Annotated in this window: 22 protein-coding genes; 11 read left to right on the forward strand and 11 right to left on the reverse strand. The window is 69.6% G+C overall.

Features of this window, described 5'->3' with window-relative positions; genetic code table 11:
- The 3 genes from I4I78_RS06325 to I4I78_RS06335 form a co-directional block, all read left to right on the forward strand.
- The coding region (locus I4I78_RS06325) for a dihydropteroate synthase (protein WP_218610251.1) at window positions 1–315 on the forward strand (315 nt) is incomplete at its 5' end.
- An 11-nt stretch (window positions 316–326) separates the two neighbouring features.
- Window positions 327–1,277, forward strand: a complete 951-nt coding sequence (locus I4I78_RS06330; protein WP_218610252.1) for a glucosyl-3-phosphoglycerate synthase — start codon at window positions 327–329, stop codon at window positions 1,275–1,277.
- Window positions 1,278–1,435: 158 nt separating this feature from the next.
- The gene (locus tag I4I78_RS06335) at window positions 1,436–2,269 is read left to right on the forward strand and encodes a mycofactocin-coupled SDR family oxidoreductase (protein ID WP_275957968.1); all 834 of its coding nucleotides are present in this window, start codon (window positions 1,436–1,438) and stop codon (window positions 2,267–2,269) included.
- 50 nt (window positions 2,270–2,319) lie between these two features.
- On the opposite strand, the gene I4I78_RS06340 is transcribed toward I4I78_RS06335, so the two are convergent.
- The 9 genes from I4I78_RS06340 to I4I78_RS06380 all read right to left on the reverse strand — a co-directional run bounded on the left by I4I78_RS06340 (window position 2,320) and on the right by I4I78_RS06380 (window position 16,399).
- Window positions 2,320–4,011, reverse strand: coding sequence for a class I adenylate-forming enzyme family protein (locus I4I78_RS06340; protein WP_218610253.1), 1,692 nt, complete (start codon window positions 4,009–4,011; stop codon window positions 2,320–2,322).
- A 62-nt stretch (window positions 4,012–4,073) separates the two neighbouring features.
- Complete coding sequence (locus tag I4I78_RS06345; RefSeq protein ID WP_218610254.1) at window positions 4,074–5,423, reverse strand: MFS transporter; 1,350 nt, start codon at window positions 5,421–5,423, stop codon at window positions 4,074–4,076.
- A gap of 223 nt (window positions 5,424–5,646) precedes the next feature.
- Window positions 5,647–7,575, reverse strand: coding sequence for an NAD(P)/FAD-dependent oxidoreductase (locus I4I78_RS06350; RefSeq protein WP_226379206.1), 1,929 nt, complete (start codon window positions 7,573–7,575; stop codon window positions 5,647–5,649).
- A 94-nt stretch (window positions 7,576–7,669) separates the two neighbouring features.
- Window positions 7,670–10,873: a carboxyl transferase domain-containing protein gene (locus I4I78_RS06355; RefSeq protein ID WP_218610255.1), complete on the reverse strand. Its 3,204-nt coding sequence runs from the start codon at window positions 10,871–10,873 to the stop codon at window positions 7,670–7,672.
- The gene (locus I4I78_RS06360) at window positions 10,873–12,387 is read right to left on the reverse strand and encodes a class I adenylate-forming enzyme family protein (RefSeq protein ID WP_218610256.1); all 1,515 of its coding nucleotides are present in this window, start codon (window positions 12,385–12,387) and stop codon (window positions 10,873–10,875) included. The genes I4I78_RS06355 and I4I78_RS06360 overlap by 1 nt, the downstream gene beginning before the upstream one ends.
- Complete coding sequence (locus tag I4I78_RS06365) at window positions 12,384–13,985, reverse strand: class I adenylate-forming enzyme family protein (protein WP_218610257.1); 1,602 nt, start codon at window positions 13,983–13,985, stop codon at window positions 12,384–12,386. Before I4I78_RS06365 ends, I4I78_RS06360 begins: the two co-directional genes overlap by 4 nt.
- Before the next feature lie 186 nt (window positions 13,986–14,171).
- Window positions 14,172–14,948 (reverse strand): enoyl-CoA hydratase-related protein, encoded by a 777-nt coding sequence (locus tag I4I78_RS06370; protein WP_218610258.1) that lies wholly within the window; start codon window positions 14,946–14,948, stop codon window positions 14,172–14,174.
- Between the two features lie 29 nt (window positions 14,949–14,977).
- Complete coding sequence (locus I4I78_RS06375; protein WP_226379207.1) at window positions 14,978–15,478, reverse strand: nuclear transport factor 2 family protein; 501 nt, start codon at window positions 15,476–15,478, stop codon at window positions 14,978–14,980.
- A gap of 237 nt (window positions 15,479–15,715) precedes the next feature.
- On the reverse strand, window positions 15,716–16,399 hold the full coding sequence (locus I4I78_RS06380; protein WP_308251934.1) for a carboxymuconolactone decarboxylase family protein: 684 nt from the start codon (window positions 16,397–16,399) through the stop codon (window positions 15,716–15,718).
- 127 nt (window positions 16,400–16,526) lie between these two features.
- On the opposite strand from I4I78_RS06380, the gene I4I78_RS06385 reads away from it, so the two are divergent.
- Window positions 16,527–17,219 (forward strand): TetR/AcrR family transcriptional regulator, encoded by a 693-nt coding sequence (locus I4I78_RS06385; RefSeq protein WP_218610260.1) that lies wholly within the window; start codon window positions 16,527–16,529, stop codon window positions 17,217–17,219.
- Window positions 17,220–17,248: 29 nt separating this feature from the next.
- Here I4I78_RS06385 and I4I78_RS06390 read toward each other — a convergent pair whose 3' ends face one another.
- Both I4I78_RS06390 and I4I78_RS06395 read right to left on the reverse strand, forming a co-directional pair.
- Complete coding sequence (locus I4I78_RS06390; RefSeq protein ID WP_218610261.1) at window positions 17,249–17,755, reverse strand: nuclear transport factor 2 family protein; 507 nt, start codon at window positions 17,753–17,755, stop codon at window positions 17,249–17,251.
- A gap of 89 nt (window positions 17,756–17,844) precedes the next feature.
- Window positions 17,845–18,693: an enoyl-CoA hydratase-related protein gene (locus I4I78_RS06395; RefSeq protein ID WP_218610262.1), complete on the reverse strand. Its 849-nt coding sequence runs from the start codon at window positions 18,691–18,693 to the stop codon at window positions 17,845–17,847.
- 636 nt (window positions 18,694–19,329) lie between these two features.
- Here I4I78_RS06395 and I4I78_RS06400 point away from each other — a divergent pair.
- From I4I78_RS06400 to I4I78_RS06430, 7 genes are all read left to right on the forward strand, one after another.
- Window positions 19,330–19,830 (forward strand): flavin reductase family protein, encoded by a 501-nt coding sequence (locus I4I78_RS06400; protein WP_218610263.1) that lies wholly within the window; start codon window positions 19,330–19,332, stop codon window positions 19,828–19,830.
- Window positions 19,830–20,969, forward strand: coding sequence for a 3,4-dihydroxy-2-butanone-4-phosphate synthase (gene ribB, locus I4I78_RS06405; protein ID WP_218610264.1), 1,140 nt, complete (start codon window positions 19,830–19,832; stop codon window positions 20,967–20,969). The genes I4I78_RS06400 and ribB overlap by 1 nt, the downstream gene beginning before the upstream one ends.
- A gap of 46 nt (window positions 20,970–21,015) precedes the next feature.
- Window positions 21,016–22,170 carry an LLM class flavin-dependent oxidoreductase gene (locus I4I78_RS06410; RefSeq protein ID WP_218610265.1) on the forward strand — a complete coding sequence of 385 codons (1,155 nt, stop codon included), beginning with the start codon at window positions 21,016–21,018 and terminating at the stop codon, window positions 22,168–22,170.
- 31 nt (window positions 22,171–22,201) lie between these two features.
- Window positions 22,202–22,606 (forward strand): nuclear transport factor 2 family protein, encoded by a 405-nt coding sequence (locus I4I78_RS06415; protein WP_218610266.1) that lies wholly within the window; start codon window positions 22,202–22,204, stop codon window positions 22,604–22,606.
- 97 nt (window positions 22,607–22,703) lie between these two features.
- A complete protein-coding gene (locus I4I78_RS06420; protein WP_218610267.1) occupies window positions 22,704–23,810 on the forward strand; it encodes an LLM class flavin-dependent oxidoreductase in 1,107 nt (368 codons plus the stop codon).
- 80 nt (window positions 23,811–23,890) lie between these two features.
- Window positions 23,891–25,018 carry an NDMA-dependent alcohol dehydrogenase gene (locus I4I78_RS06425; protein ID WP_218610268.1) on the forward strand — a complete coding sequence of 376 codons (1,128 nt, stop codon included), beginning with the start codon at window positions 23,891–23,893 and terminating at the stop codon, window positions 25,016–25,018.
- A 150-nt stretch (window positions 25,019–25,168) separates the two neighbouring features.
- Complete coding sequence (locus I4I78_RS06430) at window positions 25,169–26,284, forward strand: LLM class flavin-dependent oxidoreductase (protein WP_218610269.1); 1,116 nt, start codon at window positions 25,169–25,171, stop codon at window positions 26,282–26,284.
- Window positions 26,285–26,374 lie beyond the last annotated feature (90 nt).

Consider the following 26,374-nt stretch of genomic DNA (forward strand, 5'->3'; position numbering starts at 1 on the left):
GTGATCGATCCGACGCATGATTTCGGGAAGAACACCCGGCACGGGCTGGCGTTGTTGCGTCATGCTGACCGGCTGGTGGCCACGGGGTGGCCGGTGTTGATGTCGTTGTCGCACAAGGATTTCATTGGCGAGACGCTGGATGTCGAGCTGTCCGGGCGCACGGAGGGGACGTTGGCGGCGACCGCGTTGGCTGCGTGGGCGGGGTCGCGGGTGTTCCGGGCGCACGATGTCCGGGCGACCCGGCGTGTGGTGGAGATGGTGGCCAGTGTGGCCGGGACGCGGCAGCCGTCGCGGGGTGTGCGCGGCCTGGCGTAGGAGGGGACCGGATGGAACGGGAGCTGGAGGCGTGGTTCGCCCGCCGCACGTGGCAGTCCCCGGTCCTCGGGGCTGAGGAGCTGTCTGCTCTCAAGCGGGGGCGTCGGGTGTCGGTGGTGCTGCCGGCGTTGAACGAGGAGGCGACGGTCGGGGCGATCGTGGCCGAGTTGGTGCCGTTGACGTGTGGGCCGGCGCCGTTGGTCGACGAGGTGGTGGTCGTGGACTCCGGGTCGAGTGACCGGACGATGGCGGTGGCGGCCGCGGCCGGGGCACGCGTCGTCGAGTGCGCTGCGGTGCTTCCGGAGGTGGCGGTGCGGCCGGGTAAGGGTGAGGTGCTGTGGCGATCGCTGGCGGTGACGTCGGGGGATGTCGTGGTGTTCCTGGACTCGGATCTGGTCGAGTTCGATGCCGGGTTCGTGCCGGCCCTGCTGGAGCCGTTGTTGACCGCGGACGGGGTCTGTTTTGTCAAGGGCTTCTACCGGCGTCCTCTGCGTGTTCGTGACGGCGAGTCAGACACCGGGGGTGGGCGGGTGACCGAGCTGTTGGTGCGGCCCCTCCTGGCGGCGCTGTGTCCGCGTCTGTGCGGGGTGATCCAGCCCCTCGGGGGGGAGTATGCGGCCACGCGTGGGCTGCTCGAGTCGGTGCCGTTCGCTCCGGGGTACGGGGTGGAGATCGGGTTGTTGATGGACACCGAGGCCGGGCGGGGGCTGGACGCGCTGGCCCAGGTGAACCTCGGGGTGCGTAAGCATCGGAACCGGACACTGCTGGAGCTGGGGGTGATGTCGCGCCAGATCGTGTCCGCGATGTTCACCCGCGCGCGGTGTCCTGACATTGGAGGGGCGATCACCCAGTTCCACCAGGCGGGCGACGACTGGGTGCCGGTCAGCCACGACGTCGAGGTCCGGGACCGGGCACCGATGGGTGAGCTCCTGACCGGAGCCATCGACGGGCCGTTCTGCTGAGCTGAGTTCACTCGACAGTTCGGCCTAACCCGAGCCCGAGCACTCAACCCGATAGCTCTCCGGACGCGCCGGAGCGGTTCGGCTTCACCGCGTAGGCCATCTACGTTCGCGTTGATAAGCTCGGCGGACTTTGAACCTCGACGATGAGGAGATCGCTGATGTCCGGAGCACTGGAAGGCAGGGTCGCACTGGTGACCGGGGCTGCGCGAGGCCAGGGCCGTAGCCACGCTGTGCGACTGGCCGAGGAAGGCGCAGACGTCATCGCGGTGGACATCTGCGCGCAGATCGCGTCGGTGGAGATCCCGATGTCTACCCAGGACGATCTCGACGAGACCGTGCGCCAGGTCGAGGCTCTGGACCGACGCATCGTCGCGTCGGTCGCCGACGTTCGTGACGGGCTCGCCCTGAGAGAGGCGGTGCAGGCAGGTGTCGCCGAGTTCGGCCGACTCGACGTGGTGTGCGCCAACGCCGGCGTCTACGCCCTCACCCTTGACGAACCGACCGATCCGGTCGAACGTCGGCAGTTCTGGCAGGACACCATCGACGTCAACCTCACCGGTGTGTGGAACACCGTCGACGCCGCGGCTCCGGCCATGATCGAGGCCGGGAACGGTGGGGCCATCGTGCTCACCGCTTCGACGGCGGCGTCGAAGTCGGCCGCGAACCAGAGCCTGGCGATGAACGCCTACACCGCGGCCAAGCACGGCGTCGTCGGCCTGATGCGCAACTTCGCGGTCGACCTGGCTCCGCACATGATCAGGGTCAACACCGTCCACCCGACAGGCGTCCATACACCGATGGTCGAGAACGAGGTGGTCGAGCGGTACATGACGGCGAACTCGGGCTTTGCCAAGCTCGTGCAGAACACGCTGCCGGTACCGGCGGTGGATCCGGTGGACATCAGCAACGCGATCGTCTTCCTGGCCTCCGACGCGGGTCGCTACGTCACCGGTGTTCAGCTGCCGGTCGACGCGGGCTTCCTGGTCAAGTAGCCCTGACGAGGGCGGCTGGGTACTCGTGCGCGGCTCCGCAGGATCCGTGCTCAGTCCGCGACGGTCGTCAGCGCGGCAAGCTCCTTGCGCAGGTCCACCTTGTTGATCTTGGTGGCGGACATGGGCCACTCGGACGCGGTCTTGAAATGGACGGCGCGGGGAACTTTGAAGCTTGCGATCTTCCCCCGGCACCAGGCGATGATCTCGTCGGCGTCCAGGGCGACGCCCTGCTCGATCTCGATGAACGCGACCGGGACCTCGTCGAGCAGGTCGTCCGGCATGCCGACGACCTCGGCGACCCGGATGTGCGGGTGGGTGCACAGGAACGCTTCAACCTCGATCGCCGGTACGTTCTCGCCGCCTACCTTGAGCATGTCCTTGAGTCTGCCCTCGAAGGAGATGCGCCCGGCATCGTCCATCCGGTACAGGTCGCCGGAGTGCAGCCACCCCTCGTCGTCGATCGTCGCGGCGGTGCGTTCGGGGTCGCGGTAGTAGCCGTCCATCTGCAGGTACCCGCGAATGAGGATCTCTCCGATGGTGTGCGGCGGCACATCCTGGCCGGTCTCCGGGTCGATGATCCGTACCTCGACCCCGCTGACGGGCTTGCCGCCGGTGGTCGCGCGGGCCTCCTGGTCGTCGTCGAGCGGGGACATCGCGTAGTAACCGGACAGCTCGGACATTCCGCATCCGTTGATGTGGGCAGCTCCGGGGAACATCGCCTGGATGCGCCGGAGGAAGGCCGGGGGCCCGATGAGGCTCAGTGCGCTGACGTTCGGGATCGCGGTCGGATCGAACCCCTTCGCGCCCTCCAGGCCCAGCATCACCGCCTGGAACCAGGGCCACAGCGAGGTGACGTCGTGCTCGACGATCTGCTCCCACGCGATGTCCGGGCGGAAATGTGAGTCGGTGACGAACGTGCCACCCAGTCCGATCGAGGCGAGGAAGACCTGCATGCATGCGATGTGGAACATCGGGGCCGGGCACCAGAACACGTTCCGCTCTCCGAGCGGGACGTTCTCCCTCATCCGGCCCATGCTCCCGCGTGAGATGGCCTCGTGGCTGATCATGCAGCCCTTGGGATGGGCGGTGGTTCCCGACGTGTACATCACCAGAGCGACGTCGCGGGAGCTCACCCGGGCTCTGGCGGTGCTCACGACGGACGGGTCGACGTCGTCCGCGCGGACCAGGAACTCGTCCGGGCCCAGGAAGGGGCCACCTCCCCGGCCGTGCAGCATGACCAGGTTCCGCAACGCCGGGGCCTCGGCGAACGCCCCCTCACGCGAGTCGGCCGCCTCCACCGAGGCGGCTGAGGGGAGGGCCTCGGTGAGGATCCTGCGGAAATCGGTGTGTTCGGCGATGCGGTCCGTAGTCAGCACGACCCGGAGCCGGGCGTGGTCGATGACGTATCCGAGCTCGGCGCTGCGGTAGCGGGCGTTCAACGGCACGACCACCGCGCCGAGCATGCCGGCACCGAAGAGGGCCTCGGCGAACTCGGGAGCGTTGGGCATGAGTACGCCCACGTGGTCGCCCCGGCGTACCCCGAGCCCGTACAGCGCCCTGGCCACCCGGGTGGACTTCTCGAGCAGCTCGGCGTAGCTGAGTCGCACCCCCGGGAACGCCAACGCCGTCCGGTCGGGACACGTGTGCGCCGAGCGGACCAGGAGGTCGGCGATGGGCACGCTCTCGCTGAAGACCACCGGACCTGCGACCGGTCGTGCGTCGTCGGTGCTGGCGCGCTGCATGGGTGTCCCCCTCCCGGGGATGGCCCCGGCTGGATCACGGTATCGGTCGGACGAGCTCGGGATCAGTCCTCGAGCGCTGTCCGGTGCTGGTCCCGGTGCGCGCGGCTGATGGCCAGGAGACCGACCAGGCTGATCAGCCCGCACCCGAGGGTGTAGTAGGCGGCGGAGAGCGGATCGCCGGTCGCGTCCGCGATGGCGGTGATGGCGTACGGCGCGGTGCCGCCGAAGATCGCCACGGTGAGGGCGTAGGTCAAGGAGACCCCCGCCGCGCGGTTACGGGTTCGGAAGCGCTCGGACATGAAGGCGGGCATGGGGCCGCCGACGACCCCGATGAGCACGCCGGCCACGAACAGCGCGAGGAGCCCGCCACCGAAACCCAACCCGATCAGCATGTACATCGGGTAGGACAGCACGACGACGCCGATCGTCCCGGCGAGCAGGATCGGGCGCCTGCCGATCCTGTCGGACAGGGCGCCGAACAGGGGCATCGTCGCTCCGCCGACCAGGCCGGTGACCAACGCCAGCACCGAGGACTGGGTGAACGTCATCTGGTAGCTCTTCGACAGGAAGGTCGGCATCCCCACCATGAAGGTGTTGCCGATCGCGTTGTAGACGACCACCACGGCTGCGGTGGCGAGCAGGTAGCCGAGCGGGCGCCGGACCAGTGCGGGTGTCCGCACGCCCGTCCCGGAGGTGGTCTCGCGCTCCGCGACGAGCTCCTTGAAGTGGGGCGTCTCGTCGACCTTGAGCCGGATGTAGACGACCACGATGCCCATCGGGAGGGCGAGCAGGAAGGCGACCCGCCAGCCCCATGAGGCCAGGGCCTCGGGGGACAGGGCCAACGACAGCACCGTGGCGACGCCTCCGCCGAGGACGTAGCCCAGCGTCGTGCCGGTGAAGGACCACGCACCGTACGCGCCGCGCTTGCCGGGTGGGGCGGACTCGACCATGAGGGACACGGCCCCGCCCATCTCTCCACCCGCCGAGATGCCCTGCACGACGCGGCAGAGGGTCAGCAGGATCGGAGCGAGGGCGCCGACGGCCGCGTGGGTCGGCAGCACGCCGATCGCCGCCGTCGCCAGCGCCATCATGGTGATGATCAGCAGCAGGACCGGTCTGCGGCCCCAACGGTCGGTCAGCGGTCCGAAGACGGCCGCACCGAGCGGGCGCAGGAAGAAGGCGAGCGCGAAGACCAGGAATGTCGACAGAACGCTGGCGGTCGAACTCACGGAGGGAAAGAAGATCGGAGCGATGATCGGCGCCATGTAGGCGTAGATCGCGAACTCGTACCACTCCACGAGGTTGCCGAGGGAGCCGGCCACGAGCGCCCGTCGAGAAGCCTTGATGTCAATGATCTGCGTGGCCGCCGTCGCCGATTGAATCGGCGCGCTCCCCACGTCGTCGACCGACACGACTCCTCCTGCGTTGCTCGGCCCGAGCGTCTCTGTCACGGGCTCAGATAACCGTTCGTGCGCATTGCCCGATCGGGTGTGTCGACGGCCACGCTGACACGGCCTCGGCGCGTTGTCAACGCCTTAGTGAGCGCTGCAAAAAATGGTGAGCAGCGGCCTCGCGGGCACGCTGAACGACCGGATCTCGGCAGCTCAAGACCCGTGATCGTCAATTAACGATATATTATCGGATCGTGTAGTCGGACAGGTCGAGTTCCTTGGTCATCTGCCAGTACTCCGCGTTCAGGAACGGCATTACGAAGATGACTCGACCACGCGAGTTGCGGTAGTACGTCTGCATTCCCGGATGGGTCCAGACGGTCCGGTCGTGGGTGTCGTCCACGAGCTCGTTGTAGGTCGCGGTGACGTCCGCACGCGCATCCAGAGCGCTGATCCCGCGGTCGAACATCGTCGTGATCAGCCCCCGCACATACCGCATCTGTACTTCCATGAAGTAGAGGAAGCTGCCGCTGCCGGGGAACGAGTTCGGTCCGCCCAGCATGAAGAAGTTGGGGAAACCCGGAACGGACACGCCCAGGTAGGCCTTCGGGTTGTCGTCCTCCCAGACCTCGCTCAGCCGTGCCCCGCCGACACCGCGGACGTCGACGCTGGACAGGAACCGCGCGGCGTGGAAGCCGGTCGCCCAGATGACGACGTCGGCAGGTAGCTCGGCGCCGGCGGACGTGACGATGCCATCGGGTCGTACCTCGGCCACGGAGTCCGTCACCAGGTCGACGTCGTCGCGGCGGATCGTCGCGAACCAGCCGTTGTCGAGCAGGATGCGCTTGCCGAAGGGTGGGTAGCCCGGCAGCGACTTCTCGATCAGGTCCGGCCGGCCGGCCAGCTGGTCGGTCAGGTACCGGGTGAAGAACTCGCGGTGCCCGTCGTTGCGGGCGTTGACCGAGCGCTCGGGGTGCTCCCACTCCGGGTCGACCCGCAGGGCCTCGATCACCTTGTCGCCGAACTGCCAGAACAGCCGGGTCCAGTACCACGCGAAGTACAGCGAGCAGCTCTGCAGCAGGCGGCGCAGCTCGGGGGTGATGGGCTGCAGGAACTTGTCGAACGGGGCGACCCACTGCGGAGAGCGCTGGACGATCGTCAGGTGACCGACCCGGTCCGCGATCGCGGGCGAGATCTGCATGGAGCTCGCACCCGCCCCCACGATGACGACCCGCTTGCCGTCGAGGTCCAGGTCCTCGGGCCACTGCGACGAGTGGAACTGCGTGCCGGTGAACGTGTCGCGGCCGGGCACATCGGGCAACCGCGGCCGGTTCAGCGAGCCGACGCCGGTCAGCACGATGTCGGCGGCCAGGGTCTCCTCGACCCCACCGGTGCGGACACGCACGGTCCACTTGGTGCGATCCTCGTCGTAGGTCGCCGAGAGAACCTCGGTGTTGTACCGGACGCGCTGGTCGGCGCCGAGATCCTTCAGCGTCTGCGCGAAGTAGCGCTGGATGTCGTCACGCAGCTCGAAATGCTTGCCCCAGTCGTTGCGGGCGAACGAGAACGAGTACAGGTGGCTCGGGGTGTCGACACCGGCACCGGGATAGGTGTTCGTCCACCAGACCCCGCCCGCGTCGGGCTGGCGTTCCAGGATCTCGTAGTCGACTCCCATGTCCTCGAGCTGGTGCGCGGCAGCGAGGCCCGCCACCCCGGTGCCGATCAGAAGGATCTTGAAGCCCTCCGGGGCGTGCACCGGCGGCAGCGCGAGCTCGGGCTGGTCGGGGTCGATCCGGCGGGCGACCTCGGAGGCCAGCATCTCGCCCTGCTCGACACCCACCGGCTCGCCCATGCAGACGCTCATCATGCGCGCGGTCAGTTCGGGGGAGGGAGCGGTGATCGCCGGCCTCTCGCCGTCCTGTATCCGGAGCACGACCCCCACGGAGGCCTCGCGGATCTCCGCCTGTACCGGCTCGGGGAGGCCGCCGGAGTCGTGGTCGACCAGGCCCTTGCCACGGGTGGGGAGGTACGGGGCGGCGAGCCAGCGCTCATCGCCGCTGAACTGGAAGAGCACCATGAGCAGGCTCGGCACGTTCGCGACGTCGACGGCGGCGCGCACCTGTTCCTCGGTCATCCGCTCGGTCGTGGCACCCGTGGCGGTGGGGTCGTCCATCTGTCCTCCTAGCTGGTGGCGGTGATCGCCTCGGTGCGTTCCGCCGGCTGCGCGTTCGGTCGGGCGCCGACGTGGTCGGCGGTGTGTGGCGTGATCACCATGTGTCGATCCGTCTCCGCGCCGGGACCTGCTCCGCGGGATCGTGGGTGGCGAGGGTGTTACGGATCCAGGCGCGGGTGTCGGCCGGGTCGATGACGTCGTCGAGCTCGAAGACCGATGCGGTGTTGACGGCGCTGCCCTGGGCGACGTAGTCGGCGAGCAGTTCCTCGTAGCGCTCGCGCCGGCTCTCCGGGTCCGTGATGGCATCGAGCTCGCGGCGGTAGCCCAGCGTGACGGCGCCCTCGGGCCCCATGGCGCCGAACTCGGCCGTCGGCCAGCCGACGATCGCGTTCGGCACGCGGAAGCTCCCGCCCGCCATGGCCTGGCCGCCGAGTCCGTAGGCCTTGCGGACCACCACGGTGCACAGCGGCACGGACAGGTTCGGAGCGGTCACGAACAGCCGGCCGAAATGCCGGACGCCGCCCGCCAGCTCCGCGTCCGGACCGACCAGGAACCCGGGGGTGTCGCACAGCGACACGACCGGGAGGCCGTGCGCGTCGCAGAGCTGCAGGAACCGGGCCATCTTGTCCGCGGTGTCGCTGTCCAGGGCGCCGCCGCCGCGGGCCGGGTCGTTCGCGACGAGACCCACGGTCGCGCCCTCGATCCGGCACAGCGCGGTGAGCACGGCACCGCCGAACCCCCGGCGCAGCTCCAGCACCGAGCCGGTGTCGCAGAGGACGTCGACCAACTCGCGCACCTCGTACACGCGGTGTCGGTTCTCCGGGACGACGTGGCGCAGCAGCCGCTGGTCGGCGCAGGCCCAGTCGGTGACCGAGCCCTGGAAGTAGGACAGGTAGCGGCGCGCGACGGCGGCGGCCTCGACCTCATCGGTGACCGCGACGTCGACGACGCCGTTGCGCACCTGGACCTCCAGCGGCCCGATCTCCTCGGGCGCGAACCGGCCCAGTCCACCGTGTTCGATCATGGCGGGACCGCCCATACCGAGGTTGACGTCCTCGGTGGCGATCAGCAGCTCGCAGGCGCCCGCGAGCGCGGCGTTGCCGGCGAAGCAGCGGCCCGATGCGACGGCGACGGTGGGCACCAGCCCGTTCAGCCTTCCCAGGGCCACGAACGTGCCGAGGTCCATGCCGGTGGCCTTGGCCGCGTTGTCGACGTCACCGGGCCGGCCGCCGCCGCCCTCGGCGAACACCACGACCGGAGTCCGCCTGCGAGCCGCCACCTCGAACAACCGCTCGGCCTTCTTGTGCATCTGCACGCCCTGCGTGCCCGCCATGACCGTGTAGTCGTGGGCGAGGACGGCCACGGGATGACCGTGGACCCGCCCGAAGCCGGCGACGAGACCGTCGGCGGGAGTGGTGAGCTCGAGTTCCGCGACCGGTCGCCGGGTGCGCTGGGCGGCGATCACGAGGGCGCCGTACTCCTGGAACGCCACGGCTCCGTGCGCCGCCGCATCGTTCACCGGCACCTCGGCGTCGCAGACGGCCGCGACGTTCTCCCGCGCCGTCCGCTTGCCGAGCCGGCGCCGCTTCGCCACCGCGTCCGGACGGTGTTCGTCCCGGCCGCGCTCGTGGCGCCACCGCACGTCGGCGAGATCGGTACGCACGTGGCCGGGATCGACCGCGACGGGCGCCTCGTCGGCCGGATCGGCGTCGGGCGCGGGTCGCAGCTCGGCGACGACGTCGCCCTCGGCGACCACGTCGCCGATCGCCGGCCGCACGGCCAGCAGCGTCCCGGACACCGGCGCGACGATCTCGTGCTCCATCTTCATCGCCTCGACGACGACGATCGGCTCGCCCCGCCGGACACGCGTGTCCGACGTACCGGGCACCGCGACGACCGTCCCGGAGATACCCGAGCGAACGGTCGCGGTGTTCGCGCCGGAGGGCTCCGGCGGCAGATCGCGCAGGGCGTCGGCCCAGGCTGTGGTCGCCTGCCCCGTGCGCAGCTCGGATCGTCCCAGCAGATCGCGCAATCGGGCCAGGTCCGTGGGCATGCCCTCGATGGTGAACGCGGCGAGCGCGGCGTCCAGGGCATCGATCGCGACGGCGAGGTCACCGCCGCGGTCCCGGGTGATGACCTTGGCCAGGAGCGGGTCGTAGGCCGTGGCCACCGATCTGCCCTGCTCGGCGTGGGTCTCCACGCGCACCCCCGGGCCGGTGGGCGGCGTGAACCGGGCGAGTGGGACGGCGGGCCCGCCGGTGAGGGTGACCCGGGCCTCGACGGCGACCCCGCCCGGTGCGAGGTCCCCACCTGCGTGCGCGACGTTCAGCTCGGCGAGCGGGATGCCCTCGGCGACGGCGATCTGCGCCGAGACGAGGTCGATCCCGAGGACCTCCTCGGTGACCGGGTGCTCGACCTGCAGCCGCGGGTTTACCTCGAGGAACCGGTGCTCGCCGGTGTCGGCGTCGACCAGGAACTCGACGGTGGCCAGCCCGGCCAGGCCGACGTGCACGCCGATCCGCCGGGCCGCCTCTGCGAGGCGTTCCCGGGTCTCACCGGGCACGGTGACGGCCGGCGCGATCTCGATCATCTTCTGGTGCCGGTGCTGCACGCTGCAGTCCCGGTCGCTGAGGGTCACGACGTCGCGGCCGTCACCGAGCAGCTGCACCTCGATGTGCCGGGCGCGGCGCAGGTAGCGCTCCAGATACACGCCCCCGCGACCGGAGGTGCGGCCGGCCTGGGCGCGGCAGCGGGCCAGCGCGTCGGGCAGTAGGTCCGGGTCGCCGACCACGCGCATGCCCCGGCCGCCGCCGCCCGAGCGCGCCTTGACCATCACCACGGCGCCCGGTCCGAGCCCGCGCGCGAACGCGACCGCCGCGGCGTCCGAGAGCTCGTCCTCGGTGGTGGCCACGAGCACCGGCACACCGAGTGACACCGCCAGCTCCCGGGCCGCGGTCTTGTCCCCGAGCAGTGCCAGGACCTCGGGCGAGGGACCGACGAACGCGATCCCCCGCTCGGCGCAGCGCCGGGCCAGCTCCGGGTCCTCGCTGAGGAACCCGTAGCCGGGGTGCAGCAGGTGGCAGCCCGTCCGGACGGCGGCGTCGACGACCTGCTCGACGTCGAGGAACGGTGCGGGCCCCGTCCCGTCGAGGGCGACGGCCTCATCGGCGGCGCGAACGTGCGCGGCCTCGGCTTCGTCCGCGGCGTACACCGCGACCGCACGCAGCCCGCGGGCGTGCGCGGCGCGCATGATCCGCAGCGCGATCTCGCCCCGGTTGGCGATCAGCAGGCCCGGCATCAGAGCACCGCCGACACGGTCGGCCAGAGTGCATGGGCGGCCGACCGGTCGTTCTTCAGGCTCGCGGACAGCGGGAAGGCGGACTCGTCGACCGGGCGCAGCTCGGGCACCTTGTAGGAGGACAGCTCGCGGCGGCACCGTGCGGCGACCTCCTCCGGGGCGGTGCCGGGGTCGAGCACCACCAGCGCACCGATTCCGGACGACTCATGGCCCGCGCCGAGCCCGGTCACGACGGCACGGCGCACGCCGGGGGAGGCCATCAGGACGGCCTCGACCTCCTCGGGCTGCACCGTGAGCCCCTTGAGCTTGATCATGGTTTTGGTACGGCCGGTGTAGCGGACATGTCCGTCCGGGCCCAGCCACCCGAGGTCACCGGTGTGGAAGAAGCCGTCCTCGTCGGTCAGGGCGGCATGGCTGCCGTCGGTGTAGCCGGTCATCGTGTTCGGTCCGCGGACGAGGAGCTCGCCCGGCTCTCCCGCTCTCAGTTCGCGGCCGGTGTCCGGGTCGACGACCCGCAGCCGGTTGCCGGGCAGCGGCCGGCCCTGCGTGCTCTGCCGCAGCTCCGCAGGGTCGCGGTGGTCGCCACAGGTGAAGGCGGTGGCGGTCTCGGTCATGCCGTACATGTCGACGCCGAGGTCCCCCGTCACGCCGTGGGCCGCGAGCAGCTCGGCGTCGAGCACCAGACCGCGGCGCATCCGGCGGAGGTCGTCGGCGGTGAGCGCGGGTTCGGCGACCACCCGCGCGAGGCCGTCGTGCCAGACGTCGCGGGCCGAGCACTGTCGGGTGTGGATCAGTGCGGCGGCCCCGGCCGGGGTGAACCGGGCCTGCGTGACGAGCTCGCCCCCGACCGAGATCGTGGAGGACAGCGCGTTGCAGAGCCCGCCGCTGAAGAACAGCGGGAAGTAGGTGTAGACGCGCTCGCCGTCGGTGAGGCCCATCCGCTCGGCGATCAACGCCGCGTTGCGCACGACGGCGCCCTGGGAGAGCACCACGCCCTTCGGGGCACCGGTGCTGCCGGAGGTGTAGAGCACCACGAAGTCGTCGTCGGCACGCGGCGCCTCGACCGCGGCCCGCCAGCGCGTGTCGTCGACCCGCGCGCGCAGCTCGAGCAGGGCGGCAACGGGCGTGGCGTCCGGGTGGTCGCCCCAGGCGAAGGCGCCGCCCGGCAGCTCACGCTGCCCGCCGGGCACCGTATCCGCGGTGAGCACGAGGGCGGGGCACGCGGCGTCGAGGACCCGCGCCAGCTCCGCGCCGGTCGCCCAGGTGCTGACCGGGACCGCCGTGATGCCCACACGCGCACAGGCGTAGAGCGTCGTCAGAAGCTCGGGTCCGTTGGGCAGCACGGTCGCGACCCGGGCGCCGGGGGACAGACCCGCGCCGAGGAACGCCCGGGCCAGAGCGTCGCCCTCGTCCACCCAGCTCTGGTAGGTGAGCCCGGGACCGTCGTCGGTGGTGAGAGCACGCCGTCCGGACCCGGCCCAGTGCCGCACCCGCTCCGCCCAGGCGCCGCTCATCCCAGCTCCCGGGTGATCACACGGCCACTGCCGGTGCGCGGAAACGACTGGTGGACTTCGACGACGTCGGGCACCCCGCGCTTACCGAGGTTCTCCAGACACCACGCGCGGAACGCGGTCTCGTCGTAGCCCTGCGCCGCGATCACGTGAGCGACCACGATGGCGTCGAGGGTGTCGTCCTCCCGGGCGGTGACCGCGACGTCGCCCACGAGCGGGCAGGACTGCAGGTCGAGCTCGAGTCCGTAGGTGGACAGGTTCTCCCCACCGCGGCGGATGATGTGCATCCGGCGGCCGCGGAACTCGAACCGCCCGTCGGGGTGGCGCACCATGAGGTCGCCGGTTCGCAGCCAGGCTCCGCTGCTGTCGGCGACCAGGGTCTCCGCGGTCGTCTCCGGCGCGTTGTCGTAGCCGAGCATCAGCGAGCGGCCGGGGATGCCCCGGACCCAGAGTTCGCCGGGCTCGCCGTCCGGGACCTCGGCGCCGGCGTCGGTGACATCGGCGGCGCCGGCGGGGACCAGCCGGACGCGCTCGACACCGACGAACGGGCGCCCGATGGTCCGCCGGTCGTCGACCTCCCATGGCGCGCCGCCGAGGACCCCGGTGACCGACTCGGTCTGGCCGTAGATCTGGCGGGTGTCGATGCCGGGCAGCAGCGCGTCCCAGGCCCGCCAGTCGCTCTCGCTGAGGTTCATCCCGTACTGCACGAGCCGCAGCCCGCCCGGGTCGACGGTGCCACCGCGCTCCATGGCCCGGTGCAGGGCCATCCGCATCGGCGGGGCGACCATCGAGCTGACCGTGGCGCCGGTCCAGCGGGCGGCGTCGAAGTAGGAGGACGCGCTGAACCGCGGCACCACCGCGACCGAACCGCCGGTGACGAACGCGGGGGCACACAGGTAGAGCTGGCCGTTGGTGTGGAAGAACGGCGAGCACAAGTAGTGCCGGTCCGAGGTGAGGAACCCGGTGTTGCGGGCCAGCCGCTCGGCGGCCGTCACGTAGTTGTGGTGGGTCAGCTGCACGAGCTTCGGGGCGCCGGACGTGCCGGAGGTGGGCAGCAGCCCGGCCACCTGGTCCGGTGTGGCGTCGGGGGCTCCGGCCCTCGAGGAGCGCAACCCGTCGATGTCGTGCCGCAGTGCGTCGACCCCGAGCTCGGTCGGGACCACCAGACGGGTCGACACACCCGCCCGGGAGATCGCCTCGCGCATCGTGGCGGCATTGCCCGGCGCCGCCACGACGAGCACCGGACGGGTCGCGGCGACGGCGCGCTCGAAGGCCAGGGCCCCGCCGTCCGGGTCGACGACCTGGATTACCGCACCGTTCGCGGGGACGGCCAGCCACATCGCGACGGCGAGCGGCGAGTTCGGCAGGGCGAGGACGACGGTGCGCTGGTCCGCGACGCCGGCCGCGGCCAGCGTCCGGCGCAGCTGCGCGACGTCGTGGACCAACCGCCCCCAGCTCATCGACCGCATCCCCTCGGGCGAACCGGGCTCGGGAAGGTGCACCAGCACGTCATCGTCGCCCCGTCGGTCCGCCCAGCCGATGGCCAGCGACCAGAGGGTGCGACCGGTGGCGGCATCGGTGTCGCCGTGCGAGCCGGTCATGGACCGCCCCTTCCGTTCGATCGACGGGTTCACGTCTTTGTAGATCCCTGCGCCAGGGTGGCGCGGTCCCCCGGCTCCCGGGGAGGCGAGCCGGCGGCGCTACGACCTCCCGCCGGACGGAGCTACGGGTCGCACCACACCGGCAGCGTCGACCTCCACGTGGTCATCGACGGATCGGTGGCCGCCTCAGCGACCCGTCCACTGTGGTGCCCGGCGCTCGGTGAACGCCGCCCGCCCCTCCTTCACGTCCTCGGAGTTGGCGTAGGCCTCGATCGGCTCGTACTTCGTGGACAGGGCGGTCTCCAGTGAGCCCTGCAGACCCTTCAGTACGGCCTGTTTCGCGGCCTGCTGGGCCAGTGGCGAGGCCGCGGTCAGCTTCGTGGCCCACCGTCGTGCGGCGTCGGTCAGCTCCGGGTACGGCACGACCTCATTGACCAGCCCGTACGAACGGGCATCGGCGGCCGGCAGCCGGTCGCCGGTGAGGACGAGCGCGAGGGCGATGTGGTGCGGCAACTGGCGGATCGCCCGGTGCATCACGCCGCTCTCACCGATGATCCCGGCCTTGACCTCGGGCAGTCCGAACTGGGCGGTGTCCGCGGCAACGATGATGTCGGCGCACATCGCCAGCTCGAACCCGCCCCCGAGGGCGTAACCCTGCACGGCGGCGATCAGCGGCTTCGTGAGCACGCGCAGCGGACCGCCGATGCCGGTGAGCCCGCCGCCGAGGGCCAACCGGGACGCGTCGGCCTCGGTGCCGCCACTGATGTCGGCACCCGCACAGAAGGCCTTCTCGCCCGAGGCTCCCAGGACCGCGACCCAGATGTCCGGGTCGGCGTCGATCGTGTCCCAGGTCCGCGCCAGCTCGACGTCGAGATCATGGGAGATCGAGTTGAGGGCTTTCGGACGGTTCAGCGTCACCGTGGCGACGTGGTCGGTCACCTCGAAGAGCAGTTCGTCGGACACTCTGGCTCGCTTCCTCGCGTCGGTCCGGCTCAGACCGCGTTGTTGCGCGGGATGGGGTTCAGGGCGTCACCCTTGGCGTGGTAGGTCTCGGTCCCGGTGTGCTTGAGCTCCCGGCGGGAGATCCGCCAGCCGTCGGCGGTCCGGACGAACACGTCGTGGTACTGGCCCATGACGATGCCGTCAGGACGCTCCCGGTTGTAGCGGTGCCACGCGTAGAGCTGTGAGCGCACGTTGGCGGTGTCGTCGTCGGTGAAGTCGATGACGACGTTCGACACGTGGTGGCTCGTGCCCGCGAAGAAGGCGCCGATTCCGAACTTCTCGTGCTCCAGGGTGGCCAGGTAGGCCTCGGCGCCGTCGGCGCCGTGGTCGGGGCCGTAGGCGATGTGGCAGTCCGGAGTGAACAGCGCGACCAGGCTCTTCGGCTCGTTGTGGTCGAGGTAGTGGGCGTAGTCGTAGAGGACCCGCTCGATCTCCCGGTGGTCGACCAGGCGCTGGACCGTCGCAGCGAGGTTGTCGTCGTTGACCTTCATCGTCACTCCGTTCTCGGTCCGGGCAGGGACCGTCGATGGCAACAGTTTACGTTCACGTTGATAACTGGGTCAACCGTCGGGGCGACGGCGACTTGAAGGGTCGAGGGTCGAGGTTCGGTTCTGTACAGCGGATCGGCGCAGGTAGGCGCTGCTCCGCTGTGGGGTCGGCCCGGCCGAGATCCATCTACAGTCGTGTGAATTACGACGACCAGCGGTGTCGCCGGCCACCCGTTCCCGTCACTCGGCCGCGGGCACTCCGGGGTGGAGGGGAGCGGCGGCGGCGATGTCGAGTGCATGCAGGATCGCGGTCCGGCCGACGCCGAGCTTCACCGAGTTCGCCAGGTGAAGGCGCATCCCCGGCAGGTAGCGATGGGTCGGGGTCGCGTCGGTCGCCATCGACATCAGCTCCTTGACCCGTGCGCGGACCGCACCGGTCCGCCACGGCACGGCGCAGTAGTCGAAGAACGCCTGGTAAGCCTGGGGGGAGAGTCGGAGCAGGGCGTCGAGGAAGCCGGGGACCTCCTTCTCGAACGCCTCCCAGTACCGGTCGTCGCCCTGCATGCGGTCGCGGAGCGTGATGCGCTCCTCGTCGAGCGGCTCGGTCGACCCGTCCCCCCGCTCCGCGACCGCGGCCAGGACACGGCGCGAGCCCTCCATCAGGCTGTGGACTCCGAGTCCGGACACCACGACGAGCGTCTCGTGCACCTGGGCGGCGGTGGCACCCGCGTCGAGCGCGCTCCGGATCTCCCGGTCGATACCGTCGGGGTCCAGCGCCGACACGGAGGCATGGACGGCCAGCTTGATCAGTGCGGCGGCGACGCCATCGAGGTCCTCACCGGGCGCGGCGTCGGCGAGCAACGCCTCGGCCTCGGCGCGAACTCCTGCCAGGGTCACCGGGGCGGATCGTCGGGAATCGGTCACGGGTGGATAATCTCCTTCTGCCAATTGGGCGGAGCTACCTGTCTCACAGATCGCTCTTGCTCGAATTCAATGACTGCCGGCCGGTAGGGCATCCGATTCCTGAAAACGCGGTGGTAGCATGCGGTCCATGGCCTCTCCGACTCGCCGGCCTCCCGCGTCCAGTGGCAGCGGCCTGGCTCAGCGCCGCCGTAGCGCCCAGGTCGAGGGTGGCGCGGCCTATCAGGCAAAGCGCAGTGAGTTGCTCCAGATCGCCGGGGACGTCTTCAAGGAGAAGGGCTTCGAGGCCGCGACCCTGAACGACATCGCCGCACGGTTCGGTACGGACCGGGCCGCAATCTACTATTACTTCGCCAGCAAGGACGAAATCTTCCAGGAGGTCTTCCAGGCCACCGCGAAGAAGGTGCTCGACGACAACCTCGCCGAGGCGACGCGGATCGCCGCGCTGGAGATCAGTGCTCGCGAGCGGCTCCGGAGGCTGATCGAGCTGCAGATCACCTCGTACGAGACGAACTACCCCTATGTCTATGTCTACATTCAGGAGGACATGGGGAAGGTGGCCTTTCAGGCGACCCCCTGGGCGAAGGAGATGGTGAGCAAGACCCGCCGTTTCGAGTCCCTTGTCACCAGCATCATCAACTCGGGCATCAAGGCGGGTGAGTTCCGTGATGATCTCTCCGTTCCGTTGGTCGTGAAGACGCTTTTCGGAATGGTGAACTGGACGCACCGCTGGTTCAAGCCGGGTGATCGCAAGTATTCGGCGAAGCAGACTGTGGACACTTTCTCGGCGATCTTCTTCGACGGCCTCCACCGGACTTCCTGACCGCCCGGCGCAGGCCATCGATTCCGCGCTCAGGTACGGGGGAGATCTGCGGGCGCCGGGTCGGTCCCTGGCCACCGGGCGCGGTTCGGCGCGGTGAGTGAGGTGCCGACCTCGTCCCACGGGCCGACATGGATGATCGCCATTTCGCGCGACCCGAACCGCCAGCCCTCGGACGTGCGGACGTAGGTGTCGTAGTAGCGCACCGCTCCGTAGACCGTGGTGCCGCCACGCGCGAGTTCCAGGTGAGCTCCGACGACACCGCCGGCGTGGTCGTCGTCGGTGAAGGTGATCAACGTGGTGTTCTGGGTGTGCACGGTGACGCCCATGCTCTGGCGATCCGTCTGGATGAACTTCACGACGGATTCCCGGTCACTCCCGCCGGGGAACGCGCCGGCCGAAAACGACCCGTTCTCGGCGAACGTCCGGCCGAGGGTCTCCCAGTCGTCGTCGTCCGCGGCGAGGAAGTACCGCAGGACGAGATCCTCGATCTCGGCCCGGTCCTCGAGTCGACGGATCCTTGCGTCGAGGTCTGACATCGTGGTCGTCCCTTCTCGCCGTTGTCGCGTGCCGACGGCGATGTCGGTGGTGCCTGCCGCGCCGCCGGAGGTGGCGGGCGGGTGGTCGGTCAGCTCGTGCCGGAGGTGGGCTTGCGGAACTCCGCGATGGCAGCCTTCAGGCCGACCTCGCCGATCCACTCGCGCAGGGCGGTCACGGAGGGCGAGAGGTGGAGAAGGGCGTCCATCTCGGACACCTGCGCGGCTGCGGTGCGGACCCCCATCGCGTCCATCGTCCGGTTGATCGACAACTTCTTGATCCGCAGAACGTCCGAGGGGATGCGGGCCATCCGTTCGGCCATGTCCTCGGCGGTGCGGACGACCTCGTCGGCGGGGACGGCGTGGTTCGCCCATCCCCATTCGACAGCCGTGCTGCCGTCTATCGTGTTCCCCGGTAGGAAGGCGAGTTCCTTGGCGCGTTTCGGCCCGACCAGCGGGGCCCACAGGGGCGCGATGTACCCACCGCCCATCGGCAATGCGGGCTCGCCGATCTTGGCGTCCTCGGCGACGATCGTGATGTCGCAGAAGACGCAGAGTTGAGTGGCTCCGGCGATGCAGTACCCGTGCACCGCGGCGATCACGGGTTTCGGATGGTCCCAGATCGCGAGGTAGCGGTTTACGTTGCGCGCCAGCCGCTCCCGGTCTGCGATCGGGTCTGCGGCCTTCGGCTTGCCGACCTGGTCGACGTCATAGCCCGCGCAGAATCCCTTGCCCTCGCCGCGGACGCCGATGATCGGGCCCCCGGTGTCGGCGAGCCTGGACAGCGCGTCGGAGAACTCGTCCAGCATCGCGTTGGACAGCGCGTTGGCCTTCTCGGGTCGGTTCAGCACGATCCACGAGATCGGCCCGCGGTGCTCGACGCGGATGTCGCAATACTCCGGCAGCCCGGTCGCGGCTCCGTCCGCCGCCGTTGCAGTCATCGCCGCGCTCCCTTCGTAGACACCTCGTGCCGAGATGGGGACGCGCCTCGCCGCACGGCGGGCCGGTTCCGTGGCGTCACCGACGAGCCACGAGGGCGTCTCCCGGCCCGTCCCAGACACTATCTACATACGCGTAAACGGTCAACGACTCGCCGGAGGACCCAGCGGCCCGATGCTCGGTGAAGCCGCGTCGATCGTCGCCATCTCCTCGATGACCTGCGCTCGGCGGGTGACGCGTGCAGATCCGGACCTGTCGGAGGATGGGTTCCGGTCCGGTCGGGTGCGAGACGGTCGACCTGTCACATCGTTCGGTTTCCGGTCGCAGCGGTAGCTGCCGCTCCCGGACGATTCCCGCAGGCGACAGAGCTCCTCGTCGATCCTCAGAGGTCTACGCCCGGTCCGGACGGCGCCGCCTTCATCTATATGGCTGTCAACTATCGGTTCCCACTGGGTGTCGGTCGACAGAACCTGGATCGCCTGCGGCGGTGCACTCTCGCGCGGTTACATGGGCGTTGACAGTTTACGGTGATGTAGATAGCTTTTCGATGCGCTCGAGATGGCAGTTCGCCGCTGCCGAGAGGTGGCGAAGCCCGTCCGGAGCTGAAAAGCAGGCACGACCCCGAAGGAGAGGGCCGCATGATCGATCTCGAACCGACTACAGGGGATCCGGTCCAGCTGCGCCGTGCGTACGGGTGCTTCCCCAGCGGGGTCACCGCGATCTGCGCACTCGACGGCAGCGGGACCCCGGTGGGTATCGCCGCGAGCTCGTTCACCTCGGTATCGGTGGAGCCCGCGCTCGTGTCCGTGTGCGTGCAGAACTCCTCCACCACCTGGCCGCGTCTGCGTGGCCTGCCTCGACTCGGGGTGAGCGTGCTGGCCGAGGAGCAGAACGCGGCGGCGCAGCGCCTGGCGACGAAGGAGGGGGACCGCTTCGCCGAGCTCGACTGGGTCAGCACCGATGATGGCAGTGTCCTGGTCGAGGGCGCTGTGGCGTGGCTGGACTGCTCGATCCATGCCGAGGTGGCCGCCGGCGATCATGAGATCGTCCTGCTGGCGATCCACGCGGTGCGCGCCGACCCGGACCGCGCTCCGCTGGTGTTCCACGGCAGCCGCTTTCGCCAGCTGGCGGCGGTCTGATGGACACGATCGGGACGGCGATCGCCGCGGTCGCCGCAGGACGACCGGTGGTGGTCGTCGACGACGAGGACCGCGAGAACGAGGGCGACCTGATCATCGCGGCCGAACTGGTCGACCCCGCCACGATGTCGTTCCTCGTCCGGCACACCTCGGGATTCGTCTGTGTGGCGCTACCGCAGGACGAGTGCGAACGGTTGGCGCTGCCGCCGTTGCACCACAGCAACTCCGACAGCTTCGGTACGGCCTACCGGGTGACCGTCGATGCCGTCGACGGAGTCTCGACCGGCATCTCCGCCCGCGACCGGGCGAGCACCGCACGCCTGCTCGCCTCCGCCTCGACCCTGCCCGCGCAGCTGTCGCGGCCGGGGCACGTCGTGCCCCTCGCCGCACGGAGCGGTGGCGTTCTGGAGCGTGGCGGCCACACCGAGGCCGCGGTCGACCTGACCCGGTTGGCGGGGCTGCGCCCGGCCGGCGTGCTCTGCGAGATCGTCAGTGTTCGCGATCCGGGGCGGATGGCGCAGCGCGACGAGCTCGTCGACTTCGCCACCGAGCACGACCTGCCCATCGTCACCATCGCCGACCTGGCACGGCACCGGCGGGCGACCGAGCAGCCGGTCGAGCGGGTGGTGACCACGGGCCTGCCCACGTCGGCCGGTAACGGGCGAACCGTGGGCTACCGAGCCAGCGGCACCGGCGCGGAGCATCTGGCCTTCGTCACCGGAGACATCGCAGGGGCCCGGGATGTCCCGGTTCACGTGCACGTCGAGTGCCTGCTCGGCGATGTGTTCGGATCGCTGCGCTGCCGCTGTTCCGGCGATCTCGACACCGCGATGCGCGAGATCACCGCCACCGGTCGCGGCGTCGTGGTCTACCTGAGACCGGGAACCCGCAGCCCGTTGCTCGCCCTGCAGGAGCAGGACGCCCAGGTGAGTCGCCTCGACGGCCGCGCCGACATCGCGTGCACTCCCTTCACCCCCGCGGACGCCGCCGTCACCACCGCGATCCTCGCCGATCTCGGCGTCGGATCGGCCCGCCACCTGCACAACTCGCTCTCCGTCCAGACCGCTCTGTGCGCCCGCGTGCCCGATGCGGCAGCGACGGCCGGCTCGGAGGCCCGGCCGTCGGGAGCGGTCGCCTGATGACAGTTCCGCGTCTCGACCTCGACGACAGCGAGGAGATCTCCCGGTGAAATTCCACCTGATGCAGACCGGCGTCATCGGCCGTCGCCACGAGCTCGAGGCGGGGATGGCCGGGCAGCGCCCCGAGCTCTACCAACGGTTCCTCGAGGAGATGAAGGGCTACGTGCAGCTGGCCGACGAGCTGGGGTACGAGTCCTACTGCTCGCCGGAGCACCACCTGCAGATCGAGGGCTTCGAGATCACCAACCACCCCGGGATGATGGGACTGTTCGTGGGTTCGCACGCCAAGCGGCTCAAGGCCGGGCTGCTCGGCTACGTGCTGCCCACACACAACCCGGTCCGCGTCGCCGAGGAGATCGCGACGCTGGACCACATGCTGCAGGGCAGGCTCATCGTCGGTTTCGCCCGCGGCTACCACGCCCGGTGGGTCGACGCCTACGCCGCGATCCGCGGCAGCGGGGCGACCAACGTCGCGCACGCCAAGGCCAAGGACGAGCAGGACGCGGTCAACCGGGAGATCTTCGAGGAGTCGGTCCAGGTCCTGAAGAAGGCCTGGGAGAACTCGACGTTCAGCCACAAGGGCAAGTACTGGCAGTTCCCTCCCGAGGACGGCTCCGTCGGACACCCGGGTTACGCGGAGTTCGGCGCGGGCCAGGACGAGAACGGCATCGTCCGCGAGATCGGCATCGCGCCGCGACCGTTCCAGAACCCGCACCCGAGGATCTACGGACAGTTCGCCTACAGCATGCGCACGGTCGACATGTGGGCCCGTGAGGGCGGCAAGCAGGTCGTGTTCGCCAACGACATGGACTTCTGCGAGGCCCTCTGGAACCGCTACGCCGAGACGGCCAAGAAGGCAGGCCGCGACGTCCCGCGCGAGGAGATCGGCGCCTGGGGCGGGTTCCTCATCCTGACCGACAGCAAGGAGGAGGCCCAGGCGCTCGAGGCCGAGCACCGCTGGTTCTGGGACAAGTGGTTCATCCCGCACGGCCAGCAGTTCCCGAACGTGCTGATCGGTACCCCGGACGACATCTCGCGCCAGATCGAGCAGGCCCACGACCGGCTCGGCTTCAACGAGTGCTTCCTGATGTTCGGCCAGGGCCACCTCGAGCCGCAGCGGCAGAACGCCGAGCTCGTGCGCTTCGCCGAGGAGGTCGCTCCCCGTTTCGCCACGAAGGACGCCGCCGGCGGCTTCGTCTGACCCGCAGCAACCACACCGGAGGAAGGCAACGATGCCCAGTACCGAGGACAACAAGGCCGCCGTCACCGCGTTCCTGGAGATCTTCTCCGCGGGCGACGTGGAGAAGACCCTCGCGGCGCTGAGTGACGACGTGACGTGGTGGGTGTCCGGGAAGCTCGACGGGATGTCCGGCTCGTACGACAAGGCGGGTTTCGGGGCGCTGATCGGGGGGGTGGCCGACGTCTACGTCGAGCCGCTGAGGGTCACCCCGCTCTCGATGGTCGCCGAGGGCGACAAGGTCGCGGTCGAGGCCGACTCCTACGCCGAGCTCAAGGACGGCCGGGTCTACGACCCGCGCTGTCACTTCCTGTTCCAGGTCGCTCCCGACGGCCGGATGGCCGTCGTGCACGAGTACCTCGACACCAAGCACGCCTACGACACCTTCTTCGCGTCGTAGGACGAGGGCCCGACCGCTTCCGTCCCGACGACGCCGCACCGCGTCCGACCGATATGTCCAGCACGACCAGCCCAGCACCCTCAGGAGAGCAGATCCGATGGAATCCGGACTCATCCACATCCCTTACATGCGCCCCGAGCGCAGCTCACGGCAGACGTTCGACTGGGCGCTGGCCAACGCCCGTGAGGCTGACAAGGCCGGCTTCACCGAGTTCATGGTCGCCGAGCACGCGACCCAGAAGTGGGAGTGCATCCCGACCCCCGAGCTGGTGATCGCCGCGGCGGCCGTGCAGACCGAGCGGATCAAGTTCGCGCCGATGGCGCACCTGCTGCCCCAGCACCACCCGGCCGCGCTGGCCATCCAGGTCGGCTGGCTGTCCCAGATCCTCGAGGGCCGCTACTTCCTGGGCATCGGGGCCGGCGCCTACCCGCAGGCGGCCGAGCTGCACGGCATCACCGACATCTCCACCAACCCCGCCCGCGTGCGGGAGTCGCTGGAGATCATGGAGCGGATCTGGAAGCGCGAGCCCTTCCACTACGAGGGCGAGTACTGGAACGCCGGCTACCCGGCCGAGCTCGACGACGGCAAGGGCCACGACGACCACAAGATCGCCGACTACAGCCCGTGGGGCGGCAAGCTCGACATCGCCGTCACCGGGCTCAGCGTGAACTCCCCGTCCATCCGGTTCGCCGGCGAGCGCGGGTTCATGCCGGTCTCGATCTACTCCGGGTCGTCGATCCTCAAGACCCACTGGGAGACCTACGAGAAGGCGGCGCTGGCCAACGGCCACACCCCGGATCGCAGCAAGTACCACGTCTCGCAGACCGTGTTCGTGGCCGAGACCGACGCCGAGGCGAAGAAGCTCGCGATGGAGGGCGGCATCGGGTACGCCTTCGAGCGCTACCTGTGGCCCATCTGGGAGCGCTTCGGAATGCTCGAGGGCTACATGAAGGACGTCGGTGCCACCAAGGCAGACGTCGACCTCGAGTGGATCTGCGACAACGTCTGGGTGGTCGGCTCCCCGGAGACGGTGATCGAGAAGCTGAACAAGCTCTACGAGTTCACCGGCGGCTGGGGCGTGCTGCAGGTCGAGACCCACGACTACATGGACGATCCGTCCCCCTGGTTCCAGTCGCTGCGGCTGCTCGCCCAGGAGGTCGCCCCGAAGATCCAGCTCCCGTTCGGCGTCTCCGCCGGAAGCTGAGATCCCGCGGACGGCCGGGTGGAGCCCGTGGCTCCACCCGGCCGTCCGCCCCCGTTCACGCCCACCGAATCGGAGTGCCGATGAAGACCAGAGGCGCGATCCTGCGTGAGATCCCCGGCCGGTTCGAGGTCGTCGAGCTCGACCTCGAAGGGCCACGACGTGGGGAGATCGTCGTCCGTGTCGCGGCGTCGGGGATGTGTCATTCCGACGACCACGTCGCCACCGGCGACCTGCCGTCGGAGACGTTGCCGACGTGCGGCGGACACGAGGGCGCCGGCGTTGTCGTCGAGGTCGGCCCGGACACCCCCGGCTGGGCGGAGGGCGACCACGTCGTGCTCTCGTGTCTGCCCAGCTGTGGTCGCTGCCGCTGGTGCGCGGTCGGCATGGGCAATCTCTGCGATCTGGCCGCGAACCTGCTCCGCGGCGCCAGGTTCGAGGACCCGACCAGCTTCCGCATGTCCCTCGACGGGCGTCCGGTCGGACAGTGGTGCGGCATCTCGACGTTCTCCGAGTACACGACCGTCGGCGTGAACTCCGCAGTCAAGATCGACCCGTCCATCTCGCTGGAGGCCGCCTGCCTCGTCGGATGCGGTGTGAATACGGGGTGGGGGTCGGCGGTCAATATCGCGCAGGTGCAGCCCAACGACACCGTGATCGTCATGGGGATCGGCGGGATCGGTGCGTTCGCCGTGCAGGGGGCGGTGCACGCCGGCGCGGCGAACGTCATCGCTGTCGACCCGCTCCCGTTCAAGCGGGAGATGGCCGAACAGGTCGGCGCCACGCACACCGCCCCGGACATGGAGCAGGCCACCGAGCTGGCCCGCTCGATGACGAACGGTCAGGGCGCGGACAGCGCGATCATCACCGTCGGCGTGCTCGATCCGGACTACGTCCGACAAGCCTTCGCGTCCATCCGGAAGGCGGGATCGTGCGTGGTGACCTCGCTCGGTCCGTCCACCGACTTCGGGGCCCCGATCTCACTGTTCGAGCTGACGCTCTACCAGAAGCGTCTGCTCGGTTCGATGTTCGGCGGCGTCGCGCCGATGCGAGACATCACCAAGATGCTCGAGCTCTACACCGCGGGCCGGCTCAAGCTCGACGAGATCATCACGACCACCTACACGCTGGACCAGATCAATCAGGGTTACTCGGACATGCACGCAGGCCGCAACGTCCGCGGCGTCATCACGTTCGACACCGCCGCCTGAGCGCAGCCGCGAGGCCGTCGCCGGCCCGCTTCCCATCGATCCAGGAGGTTCCGCCGGTCACCTTCCGCGTCCGTGTCGACGCCCCCGGCCAAGCCCCCGATACCTGCACGAGTCATGACGACTTCCCGCGTTCATTGGAGAGCACAGGATATGAAGAGTGGCATCTTCCACGTCCCGTACATGCAGCCGCGGCGGAACCCGCGCGAGGTGTTCGACTACTCCGTCGAGATCGCCCGCGAAGCCGACCAGGCCGGCTTCGCCGACTTCATGGTCGGCGAGCACGCCACCCAGGCATGGGAGAGCGTGCCCACCCCGGAAATCGTGATCGGGGCCTGCGCCCGCGAGACCGAGCAGCTGCGCTTCGCGCCGATGGCCCACCTTCTCGGCCTGCACAACCCCGGCTCGCTTGCCATCCAGGTCGGGTGGCTGTCTCAGGTCCTGCAGGGCCGCTACTTCCTGGGGGTGGGGCCGGGCGCGTACCCGCGGGACGCCCAGCTGCGTGGTCAGCCCGCGGACCTGTCCGAGGCTCGTCCCCGACGTGACGAGGCGCTCGAGATCATGCAGAAGGTGTGGGAGCGCGAGCCCTTCCACTTCGAGGGCAAGTTCTTCAAGGGCGGGTTCCCCGAGCACAGCGTCGTCGAGAACCCGGAGGACGAGTTCCATGTCATGCCGGACTTCGCCCCGTGGAACGGCGCGGAGAATCTCGAGATCGCCATGACCGCGCTGTCGTACAACTCGGCCACCATGAAGTACGCCGGAAGCAAGAACTTCTCGCCGATCTCCTTCTTCGGCGGGATGGAGGTCGGCAAGTCGCACTGGGCACAGTATGAGGCGGGGCAGCGGGAGAACGGGTTCACACCGGACCGCAACCGCTTCCGGATGTGCCGCGACATCGTCGTCGCCGACACCGACAAGGAGGCCAAGCGCATCGCCCTCGAGGGTGGCCTCGGCGTGTGCTGGGAGAAGTACCTCGTCCCGGTCTACAAGGAGTTCAAGATCCTTCAGGGCTACATCGACGACTCCGGGACCGGGATCGACATCAACGACCTGACCATGGACTGGATCGCCGAGCACGTCTGGATCTGCGGCTCCCCGGAGACCGTGACCGAGAAGCTGCAGAAGATGAACGACGACATCGGCGGCCTGGGTCAGATCGTGATGAACACCCACGACTACATCGATGACCCCAAGCCCTGGATCGAGTCGATGCACCGCATCGCCAAGGAGGTCGTGCCGAACGTCAAGGACGTCGTCGCTACCGCCTGATCGCGCTCCACGCCGACGGCGGGTACCACCGGGAAGGCGCGGTGGCACCCGCCGTCGGCCGTGAACCGAGGTATGTAAGTGCTTCGACCT

This window comes from Pseudonocardia sp. KRD291 (assembly GCF_019263595.1).
Classification (GTDB): Bacteria; Actinomycetota; Actinomycetes; order Mycobacteriales; family Pseudonocardiaceae; genus Pseudonocardia.

Coding starts and splice junctions, on each gene's coding strand:
- I4I78_RS06365 (WP_218610257.1), bottom strand. CDS start 13,985: ATGACCGGCTCGCACGGCGACACCGATGCCGCCACCGGTCGCACCCTC.
- I4I78_RS06335 (WP_275957968.1), top strand. CDS start 1,436: ATGTCCGGAGCACTGGAAGGCAGGGTCGCACTGGTGACCGGGGCTGCG.
- I4I78_RS06400 (WP_218610263.1), top strand. CDS start 19,330: ATGATCGATCTCGAACCGACTACAGGGGATCCGGTCCAGCTGCGCCGT.
- I4I78_RS06430 (WP_218610269.1), top strand. CDS start 25,169: ATGAAGAGTGGCATCTTCCACGTCCCGTACATGCAGCCGCGGCGGAAC.
- I4I78_RS06420 (WP_218610267.1), top strand. CDS start 22,704: ATGGAATCCGGACTCATCCACATCCCTTACATGCGCCCCGAGCGCAGC.
- I4I78_RS06390 (WP_218610261.1), bottom strand. CDS start 17,755: ATGTCAGACCTCGACGCAAGGATCCGTCGACTCGAGGACCGGGCCGAG.
- I4I78_RS06425 (WP_218610268.1), top strand. CDS start 23,891: ATGAAGACCAGAGGCGCGATCCTGCGTGAGATCCCCGGCCGGTTCGAG.
- I4I78_RS06355 (WP_218610255.1), bottom strand. CDS start 10,873: ATGCCGGGCCTGCTGATCGCCAACCGGGGCGAGATCGCGCTGCGGATC.
- I4I78_RS06360 (WP_218610256.1), bottom strand. CDS start 12,387: ATGAGCGGCGCCTGGGCGGAGCGGGTGCGGCACTGGGCCGGGTCCGGA.
- ribB (WP_218610264.1), top strand. CDS start 19,830: ATGGACACGATCGGGACGGCGATCGCCGCGGTCGCCGCAGGACGACCG.
- I4I78_RS06330 (WP_218610252.1), top strand. CDS start 327: ATGGAACGGGAGCTGGAGGCGTGGTTCGCCCGCCGCACGTGGCAGTCC.
- I4I78_RS06350 (WP_226379206.1), bottom strand. CDS start 7,575: ATGGACGACCCCACCGCCACGGGTGCCACGACCGAGCGGATGACCGAG.
- I4I78_RS06340 (WP_218610253.1), bottom strand. CDS start 4,011: ATGCAGCGCGCCAGCACCGACGACGCACGACCGGTCGCAGGTCCGGTG.
- I4I78_RS06385 (WP_218610260.1), top strand. CDS start 16,527: ATGGCCTCTCCGACTCGCCGGCCTCCCGCGTCCAGTGGCAGCGGCCTG.
- I4I78_RS06415 (WP_218610266.1), top strand. CDS start 22,202: ATGCCCAGTACCGAGGACAACAAGGCCGCCGTCACCGCGTTCCTGGAG.
- I4I78_RS06395 (WP_218610262.1), bottom strand. CDS start 18,693: ATGACTGCAACGGCGGCGGACGGAGCCGCGACCGGGCTGCCGGAGTAT.
- I4I78_RS06375 (WP_226379207.1), bottom strand. CDS start 15,478: ATGAAGGTCAACGACGACAACCTCGCTGCGACGGTCCAGCGCCTGGTC.